Origin of the sequence: Nostoc sp. NOS(2021), from assembly GCF_017115025.1 — a bacterium.
In the GTDB taxonomy this organism is placed as follows: domain Bacteria; phylum Cyanobacteriota; class Cyanobacteriia; order Cyanobacteriales; family Nostocaceae; genus Nostoc.
Window position 1 is genome coordinate 1 of record NZ_JABXKM010000221.1, and the last position, 8,594, is coordinate 8,594.

General features: G+C 40.1%; 10 protein-coding genes and 1 pseudogene. 5 read left to right on the top strand and 6 right to left on the bottom strand.

Annotated elements, in window-relative coordinates:
• Positions 1–34: 34 nt before the first annotated feature.
• On the top strand, positions 35–556 hold the full coding sequence (locus HWQ41_RS23660; protein ID WP_292768386.1) for a photosystem I assembly protein Ycf3: 522 nt from the start codon (positions 35–37) through the stop codon (positions 554–556).
• A 78-nt stretch (positions 557–634) separates the two neighbouring features.
• Positions 635–925 (top strand): Asp-tRNA(Asn)/Glu-tRNA(Gln) amidotransferase subunit GatC, encoded by a 291-nt coding sequence (gatC, locus tag HWQ41_RS23665; RefSeq protein ID WP_292768369.1) that lies wholly within the window; start codon positions 635–637, stop codon positions 923–925.
• A 161-nt stretch (positions 926–1,086) separates the two neighbouring features.
• Here gatC and HWQ41_RS23670 read toward each other — a convergent pair.
• Positions 1,087–1,251 (bottom strand): annotated as a pseudogene (locus HWQ41_RS23670) (3-phosphoshikimate 1-carboxyvinyltransferase); the annotation flags it as partial.
• 419 nt (positions 1,252–1,670) lie between these two features.
• On the opposite strand from HWQ41_RS23670, the gene HWQ41_RS23675 reads away from it, so the two are divergent.
• A complete protein-coding gene (locus tag HWQ41_RS23675; protein ID WP_292768371.1) occupies positions 1,671–2,183 on the top strand; it encodes a hypothetical protein in 513 nt (170 codons plus the stop codon).
• A 145-nt stretch (positions 2,184–2,328) separates the two neighbouring features.
• Here the strand turns inward: HWQ41_RS23675 and HWQ41_RS23680 are convergent, their stop codons facing one another.
• Both HWQ41_RS23680 and HWQ41_RS23685 read right to left on the bottom strand, forming a co-directional pair.
• Entirely contained in the window at positions 2,329–2,910 is a 582-nt protein-coding gene (locus HWQ41_RS23680) for a thioredoxin family protein (RefSeq protein WP_292768373.1), read from the bottom strand.
• 323 nt (positions 2,911–3,233) lie between these two features.
• The gene (locus HWQ41_RS23685; protein WP_292768376.1) at positions 3,234–3,449 is read right to left on the bottom strand and encodes a chlorophyll a/b-binding protein; all 216 of its coding nucleotides are present in this window, start codon (positions 3,447–3,449) and stop codon (positions 3,234–3,236) included.
• A 284-nt stretch (positions 3,450–3,733) separates the two neighbouring features.
• Here HWQ41_RS23685 and HWQ41_RS23690 point away from each other — a divergent pair, with 284 nt between their 5' ends.
• Positions 3,734–5,287, top strand: a complete 1,554-nt coding sequence (locus HWQ41_RS23690) for a thymidylate synthase (RefSeq protein WP_292768378.1) — start codon at positions 3,734–3,736, stop codon at positions 5,285–5,287.
• Positions 5,288–5,322: 35 nt separating this feature from the next.
• On the opposite strand, the gene HWQ41_RS23695 is transcribed toward HWQ41_RS23690, so the two are convergent.
• From HWQ41_RS23695 to HWQ41_RS23705, 3 genes are all read right to left on the bottom strand, one after another.
• The gene (locus HWQ41_RS23695) at positions 5,323–6,102 is read right to left on the bottom strand and encodes a hypothetical protein (protein ID WP_292768380.1); all 780 of its coding nucleotides are present in this window, start codon (positions 6,100–6,102) and stop codon (positions 5,323–5,325) included.
• A 242-nt stretch (positions 6,103–6,344) separates the two neighbouring features.
• A complete protein-coding gene (dcd, locus tag HWQ41_RS23700) occupies positions 6,345–6,914 on the bottom strand; it encodes a dCTP deaminase (protein WP_292768389.1) in 570 nt (189 codons plus the stop codon).
• Positions 6,915–7,000: 86 nt separating this feature from the next.
• Complete coding sequence (locus HWQ41_RS23705) at positions 7,001–7,537, bottom strand: P-loop NTPase family protein (RefSeq protein ID WP_292768382.1); 537 nt, start codon at positions 7,535–7,537, stop codon at positions 7,001–7,003.
• Positions 7,538–7,869: 332 nt separating this feature from the next.
• Here HWQ41_RS23705 and HWQ41_RS23710 point away from each other — a divergent pair, with 332 nt between their 5' ends.
• Positions 7,870–8,493: a nucleoside monophosphate kinase gene (locus HWQ41_RS23710; RefSeq protein ID WP_292768384.1), complete on the top strand. Its 624-nt coding sequence runs from the start codon at positions 7,870–7,872 to the stop codon at positions 8,491–8,493.
• Positions 8,494–8,594 lie beyond the last annotated feature (101 nt).

Below are 8,594 nucleotides of genomic sequence, written 5' to 3' on the forward strand. Positions count from 1 at the left end.
CCCATGCCCCAATCCCCAATACCCAGAAACAAATATGCCAAGAACGCAAAAAAACGATAATTTTATTGACAAATCCTTTACAGTGATGGCGGATATCATCTTGAAGATCCTGCCAACCAACAAAAAAGCTAAAGAAGCGTTTGTTTATTATCGAGATGGCATGTCAGCCCAAGCAGAAGGGGAATATGCTGAAGCATTGGAATACTATGAAGAAGCTCTAACACTAGAGGAAGATACCAACGATCGCGGCTATATTTTCTACAATATGGGGCTAATCTATGCCAGCAATGGCGACCACGAAAAAGCTTTAGAACTATATCACCAGGGAATTGAGTTAAACCCACGCCTACCCCAAGCCTTGAACAACATCGCCGTGATTTATCACTACCAAGGTGAGAAGGAAAAAGAAGCTGGAGATAACGAAGCTGGCGAAGCACTGTTTGACCAAGCAGCAGACTATTGGATTCGAGCTATTCGCATGGCTCCCAATAACTACATCGAAGCCCAAAACTGGCTAAAAACCACTGGGCGATCGCAAATTGACGTATTCTTCTAAAAGTGAAGAGTTAGGAATTATGAATCATTCACTCCTAACTCCTAACTCCTTACTCTCCTAACTCATAACTAAAAAAATATGATTAACCAAGAACAAGTTCACAAAGTAGCTAATCTTGCCCGTTTAGAATTGACTCCAGAAGAAGAGGAACAATTCACTACCCAGTTGGGAAGTATTCTGGATTATATTGAACAGTTGAATGAACTTGATGTCAGTAATGTAGCCCCAACAACACGGGCAATTGATGTCAGCAACATTACACGGGAGGATGAATTGCAACCCTATCCAGACCGGGAAAGTATTCTCAACAGTGCGCCTGAACAGGAACGCGAATTTTTCAAAGTACCAAAAATCCTCAATGCTGAATAGTCGAAAGCTATTGACTAACGACAAATATTTACGCCGATTTATTTGTATAATAAGTGCTACGTTAAAGTGTTCTACTTAACGCACTCTATTAGGTTGAATATTTTTTAATTGGAAAAAGAACTAGCAGTGCTGCGGGGTTGTTCTCCTAAGAGAAGTTACTAAATTTCGGTTTCACCTTCGGCTAGAGCGCCCAACATTAGAGCATGGTGAAGATCCCCAGCCACCCGGATGCGACCCTGTAAAGATAGCCCAAAAGGGGGCCGCTGAATAATTAACTTGTGAGAGAGGTCTTCGTGAGTTTCTACGGTTATAACAGAAGCCGACATTAGGATACACTGGCTTTTGAATACACCAGAAGTTTAGCAGTGACTTTGTTTGTCGCTGCTGGTGACTTCCTGCCTAGTATCCTATCGCTTTTTGCTTGTATGAAACTTACTCCAATCTACGGGAAGTCTCCCTCAACAAGGTTTCTCAGCATCTAAAACGACTCCCACTGTTTTGAGGCTATAGCCTTAGAATATTTACAAGCTTTACTTACGAATTAGCTATCTTTAGAAAAAGTACCGTTTTTGCTATGTAAGCTGACATTCTATCTGTTTCTATCCGAATTTGTGTAGCTTATTAACAAATCAGCGGATTCATTAATATTAAGCCTGCTTTACTATTTAGTTTCCTACCCTGACCTATTAGACAGCTAGAGTGTTCATTTCACTTTGTTCAATAGCTTTTAGCCCTTATCGCTCCCATGCTGACCCATCACCGCAAGCCCGTGTGCTTATCACTTATTTCCACTGACCTACCAATCTGGTCTGTTGTCGAAACTGCCGGGACATTGTATCAAAAAGACACTGATCGGTTCCATTTGCTATTAACTGCACCGCCCCTAATTAGCTGCGAAGTAGAGAGTGTCCTAAGTCCAGAGGACACACTTCCCCAAAGTAAGAGCAAAACTTACGCCCCTAACAGTCCCAGGATTTTGTGGCTAGAGATTTCCCCTTACCGGGTGATCATGACTATGCAAGGTAACGCTCAAGTGAGTTACCGTCACTTTTGGGAACAGGGCGTTTATGGCATTAGCCGCTATTGGTTGCCAACAGAGTCATTGCAACCTAACGATCCTATTCGTTTACGAAATTTTACTAGTAGCCTAACTCTCAACGGACATCCCTTGCCAGAACATTTGCGTCTGGAATATGAATTGTGGGCAGAAAAAGTCCAACTGGGATGCTACATACTTAATTTGGAAATTAAACACTGATAGTTGTGGGGAGTGGGGAGTAGGGAGTAGGGAGTAGGGAGTGGCAAGATGAGGGAGCAGGTGAAGCAGGGGGAGAAAGAATAACTAATGCCCAATGCCCAATGCCCAATCCCCCCAATGCCCCATGCCCCATGCCCAATTTCTTTCAACCAAAATAACTGGGTTGGTTTCCAGGTTTCCATTTAATATTGCAACCAACACTCGGCTTTTGCTCACTCGTAACAGGTTTACCCGCTAGCACTGCTTCAATGGCTGCGCGTAAATCTGCGCCTGTTACGGGTTTACCATTACTGGGGCGGCTATCATCTAATTGTCCCCGATAAACAAGTTGGCGTTCGCTATCAAATACAAAAAAATCAGGTGTGCAAGCTGCTGTGTAAGCTTTTGCCGTTTCCTGGCTCTCGTCGTAGCATAAGGTAAAATTAAACCCTAGTTCTGTGGCAAATGCTTGTAACGACTCTGGCGCATCATCTGGGTAATTTTTTGCATCGTTAGCACTAATGGCAACGATCGCTAAATCACTTGTAAAATAATCTTTTCCTAACTGCACTAATTCTTTTTGGACGTGTTTTACAAACGGACAATGCCGACAAATAAACATTACCAACAGCGCTTTTTTATCTGCAAAGGTGGAAAGTGAAGTTGCCTTTCCAGATACCACTTCCGGTAGATTAAAATCTGGTGCTTTTGTGCCTAGCGGCAACATAGTTGAAGCAGTTAAAGCCATAATTTACCTGATAACTTTACGCTGATAACTAACGGCTTTTGCTATCAGTATATTTTTACTCTAGCACTAAGTTTTCCATAAATTAAGAGACGGTAGATTTACCGTCTCTTAGAGGATGTTGGAAAACTCGCAAAGTATACTAGCCCTGGCGACTAGAAGTCGCGGCTATACAGGCAAAACCCACCTCCGTGGATTTAAAACCCTTGATTTTCTCTTAGTCCACGGAGGTGGACTAAGCTTTGTGTAGTAGCGAATTATATTCGTCTAATACTTTTCAAACATCCTCTGACATTTGTTGAGAGTTATATTACAGAAATTAGTTTTTACAGACTTGCCAAAACACCAATGATACCGTGTCCTGTGAATACTTCTAATGCTATCAAAGAGACAAAACCAATCATTGCTAAACGACCGTTGAGCAGTTCTGCGTAAGGAGTGAAACCTGTGCGATCGCCTTGCTCATCTATATAAACCCTTGGCTCGATCGCAAAGTTGTTCAGTTTGCCTTGCTCATCAATTATAGCAGTGTTTGTACGCATGGATTTTTCCCTGTCTTCTCTGTTATGTAAACAAGTGTAACAATAATATTAATATTTGTAAAGCATAAATAGCGATTGGGTTGTGGAGGAAGCACTGGTGGGAGGCATAAACCTAGCTGTAGCTGGGAAAAGAGCGATTGTAACATTTATGAGAAATTCAACTAACTTGTAAATAGATCGCTTGTAGTATCTCCTGCATCTCAAGTCAATCCCAAGAATGAACTTTTCAAACATTAATTGTGATTGCATGTTATGCTAGTCAGTTGTTTTGACTTTAATCAACGATGAAAAAAACGGGTCAGGCAACCCAATTCGAGTACACAGCACTGTACAAACCCAACCAGTTGATTTATGGAAATGGGCAAACAGCAGTGATTACAGGGTGGACGGTGAAGCAGGCGATCGCTAAACACCTACAACCGCATGAGTATGCTGTAATTGGGCAGTTATACTCGCCTACAAGGGGGATAAACTTGCTAATTCGCAATTTACTGTATAATCCCCATGTTAGATATTTAGTAGTTCTAAACGCTACTAAAGAAGACAAGAACGCAGGTGCGTGTCAGTGTTTACTGGACTTTTTCTGCAATGGATTTGAAGAAGGTAAAAGCGATACTGGACGGCGCTGTTGGAAAATTAGCTCTGACCCTGACTCTGACATTGTTAGTTATATTGATATTGAAATAGATAAGAGCACTCTAGAAAAATTGCGAGACTCTGTAGAGTGTAAAGAAGCCAAATTAATTACTGATGCAGTTAATCAAGTTAAATCCTATGCCGAACGGGAAGTAATTGAGCCGTGGGGTATACCGTTAAAGCTTGACAAGATATCAACTGTTGAATCAACTGTTTTACCTGGTCCACGCTACGGGCACCGAATTGAAGGCAAGAATATAGCTGAAACTTGGGTAAAAATTATCCATCGCATTAGGACGACTGGCACAATTCGTCCTACGCTTCATGATGGACAATGGCAAGAACTAATTGACTTGATGGCAATTGTTACAGAGGAGCCTGATAACTTCCATTTTCCAGAACCGAATTACTTGCCATTTGATCGCTCTTTTATCAATCCTTATACATCGGAAATTTTAGATGATGTCTCTTACAGTGAAGAAGGAGTAAAGTACACATATGGTCAACGCCTCCGTTCAGGGTTTGATCAAATTGATCAAATTGAAGCAGTAATTAAAAAACTTTCAGATAATATTGATTCAGCTAGGGTAGTGATGTCCCTGTGGGATGTGCGTAATGACCTCCTCTTAAACGATAGTCCACCTTGCCTTAATCACATTTGGATACGAGTTGTTGATCAGGAACTTTCTTTAACAGCAACTTTCCGCAGTAATGATATGTTTTCAGCATGGCCTGCTAATGCTATGGGGTTAAGAGCTTTGCAAAAATATATTTGGGAAGCAGTTACTAAACAATCAACGCATCAACTAAAAATGGGGCCATTAATTACTATTAGCCAAAGTGCCCATATTTATGATGATTGTTTTGAAAACGCTGACAAGCTGATTCAAGATCAGTACTCCAAAATTTTTCAGCAAAAAGATTACGCTGATCCTTCAGGAAACTTTCTGATCAGCATACAGGATGGCACAATTCTGGTAGAACACACTACGCCTGGATCTGGAGAAGTAGTTAATTGTTACTCAGGTAAATCTGCAAGTCTACTTTCTCGTCAAATAGCAGCGGATTGTCCAGGTTTGCAAGTTGAACATGCAATGTATTTGGGGACAGAGTTACAGAAAGCAGAAGTTGTTTTGTCAATGAGCCAAGGTCTAGTGTATGAACAAGACAAGCCGCTCAAAACCCATTTGATTCCAAAGTAGACTTTAACTAACTTTATTCAAGGTAATTATGTACATTAATCTTCGCTATTAAAAATATTTGTAATAATTACTAAAGCTGTTTGTGAGATGGCAACACCAACTCCTATTGTAGTTATAAATAACTCAGGTTTTTTCTTGAAAAATAAGTAACCTATAATCAAAGAACTTAGGATAATACCAGAAGAGGCAAGGAGTTGAAAAAAGTTTTCTGTTTTCTTTTTTTGCTTCTTTTTATCCCTTTCGATACTTTTTTCTTTGTCTCTTTCCAATTGTGATTTTCTAGCACCGTCCGAAAATTTTTTAAGTAAAATATCTTTTCTTCCAGATTTATGTCCAGATTCTTGTGTAGAAGCCGATCTATTTTCAAAAAACAGAACTGTACACAATCGCTCTTTAAAATTTATAGTTATACTTTCTCTAGAGTGATTATGTACAACTATTAAAAACTGACCAGACCAATCAGGGTCGATGGTTGTAGATATAGAAGATAAACCTTTTGAAACTTGAGATACTTTAGATAATATTATTCCTGAAAATTTATGGTTTTTTGGCATTCTAATTTCTTCAAAAGTAGTAATTAGAGATGTATCTCCCGGTTCAATAATAACTGGAGAATCTATATTCACAATCATTTCTTCTCCTTTGGATGCAGAAGCATAACTATCACCTACTCTTAAGTCATATCCTATAGGTGTTAAACTATCTGGGGAAAATGGATTAATATAAATCTTGGGTTGGACATCGCTTTGATTCTGCCACTCTTGCGGAGTGTAGCATTTCATTATTTCCAAATCAGTATCTGTTAGCAATGACATACTTACCTCTTTAGTAAAAAATCTGTAAAAGCATACATTGTTAAAGGCTAGGAGATAAATTTAAGAGTGATGAAGGTAAAAATTATAAAACTGAATCAACTAGTGATTATTCCTAAATATGAATATTCAAATGATTCGGTTGAAGTTGAAGAAGTTGATAGCCTTACTCATGCATCTAGAGGCACGAGTGGTTTTGGCTCAACCGGAATTACTGCAAAAATATAATTTAGTATAATTTTATACTACATACGAGCCAGAGTTACAATCTCTTGTTGATCCTGATATTTACCTTGACGTGCTTCGTAACTAATAGCGCATGGTTCGCCTTCTAAAAATAGTAATTGCACTACACCTTCATTAGCATAGATGCGACAATCAGCGCTGGAAGAATTGGAAAATTCTAAAGTTAGATGACCCCGCCATGCAGCCTCAGCAGGCGTTAAATTTGCTATTATCCCACAACGTGCATAAGTACTTTTACCTATGCAAATTACTGTAATATTCTCAGGAACCTCTAGTTTTTCTAGAGCAACCCCAAGTCCATAGGAATGAGCAGGTAAAATAAAGTAACTGCCATTCGCATCTGTGTGCAGTGCTGTTGGCTCCAGATTCTGGGGATTAAAGTTTTTAGGATCAACTACAGTTCCGGGAATGTGGCGAAAAATGCGGAACTCAGCCGAGGAAAGGCGTATATCGTAGCCATAAGAAGATAAACCATAGCTGATTACAGGTTGAACCGCTACAGACTCATCTGTTTGCACTTTTCGGATTAAACTTGGCTCAAAGGGCGAAATCAGACCCTGTTGAGCCATTTCAGTAATCCAGATATCGTTTTTAATCACAACTTCACAGCTAATTCAAACCGAATTACTAGGATATCCTGAATTGAGTATTTTGTTTAAGGTCGATAACTCCGACGGATTTCTGTAATTTGATCTGCCACATCTAAGAGAGATTTTGGCATCTCTGGCCCTGTGAGAATGATATCGACGTGGGGAGGGCGTTTTGCCAGAAACGCTAAAACTTCGGTTTCAGGAATTAAACCAAAGTTAATCGCTAAACTTAACTCATCTAAGACAACGAGAGAATACTTACTCTCACTGACTACTTGTTGTGTATATTGCCACAGATTTTGTAAGCTTTGGTTTTCCGTATCGTCTAAATGTGGTGTATCGATACAACGAGGCAAATCACAGCGAATCCAATCTAAATTTTGTCCTAATTGGATGGGTCGATCCTGTCCTTGACGAATACCTCCTTTGAGGAACTGCACTATTAATACTGGCGTTCCTTGTCCAGCTATTCTCAGTGATTGAGCTATCACGCTTGTAAAAAAGTTGCGATTGGAGCTAGTGAAAACTTGCACTAGTCCTTCAACTGGATATGGTAAGGTAAGGGTTGAATTTATACTTGGGGTTTCTAGCTGGGCAACCATAGGGTGAAGTTCAAAAAGTTACAATAAATTAAATGTTTGTGCTGGCGGTACTTATTACAAATCTGCCTGTATAATCAATCTGTTTTTCAGAGATGTGGTGGATTTGGCAAATTGCATTCTTAGTCAAACACTACGTTTGTGCTGAAGTCAAGAGTTATTTTCGTTTTTTCTCTGAAAGTAGTTGTAAAAATGAAAACACATGAGTTAGAGTTCCAATTATTTAAAAAAGCTGGGTATAACGTCTGAAAATCGCTAAATGTTAGATTTCCCGGTTGTTTGGGCAAAACAGACTTAGCAAGTAGTGAATTTGACAGGATGAGGAGTGAATTGTTGTGAGATTGGTGATTCTGGGAGGTTCAGGATCGGGGAAAAGCACTCAAGCACAAAGGCTTTGCAGATACTTTGATATTCCTGTGATTTCTACAGGTGAGATTTTACGGTCAGCAATATCTGGCGATCAGCCCCTGCCGGAATTTCGATGGTCGGAAGCCGATCCTCGGACTTCTCTTTCGGTTTACGCTAGCCTGAGTGAACTAGGCTACCACGCACGGCCCTATATGCAAAAAGGGGAGTTAGTTCCAGACGAAATGATCATTGAATTGATCCAAATTCGCCTCAGACAACCAGATATTAACTGCGATTGGGTCTTAGAGGGCTATCCCCGTACTGCTTTCCAAGCTGAAGAATTAGATTTTTTATTGGATGATTTAGGGCAAAAGCTAGATTGGGCAATTTATCTCCAAGTTCCAGAAGCTGTCATGGTTAGCCGATCCTTGGGGCGATCGCTACCAGATGACCAACCAGAAATCGTGCAGCGCCGTGTAGAATTATTCTACGATCGCACTATTCCAATACTTGAATATTACGACCGTCGTCGCTGCTTGTTGACCATCAACGGCGACCAGTCACCAGAGATGGTGCAGCAAAATATTTTGACTCTGCTTTCAGTTCCTTAGAAAAGAAGCAGGGGAGACAAATCAATTCAAAATTCAAAATTCAAAATTCAAAATTAAAGAAATTCTGCCTCCTCTTTCCCACTCCCCACCCCCCGCTCCTC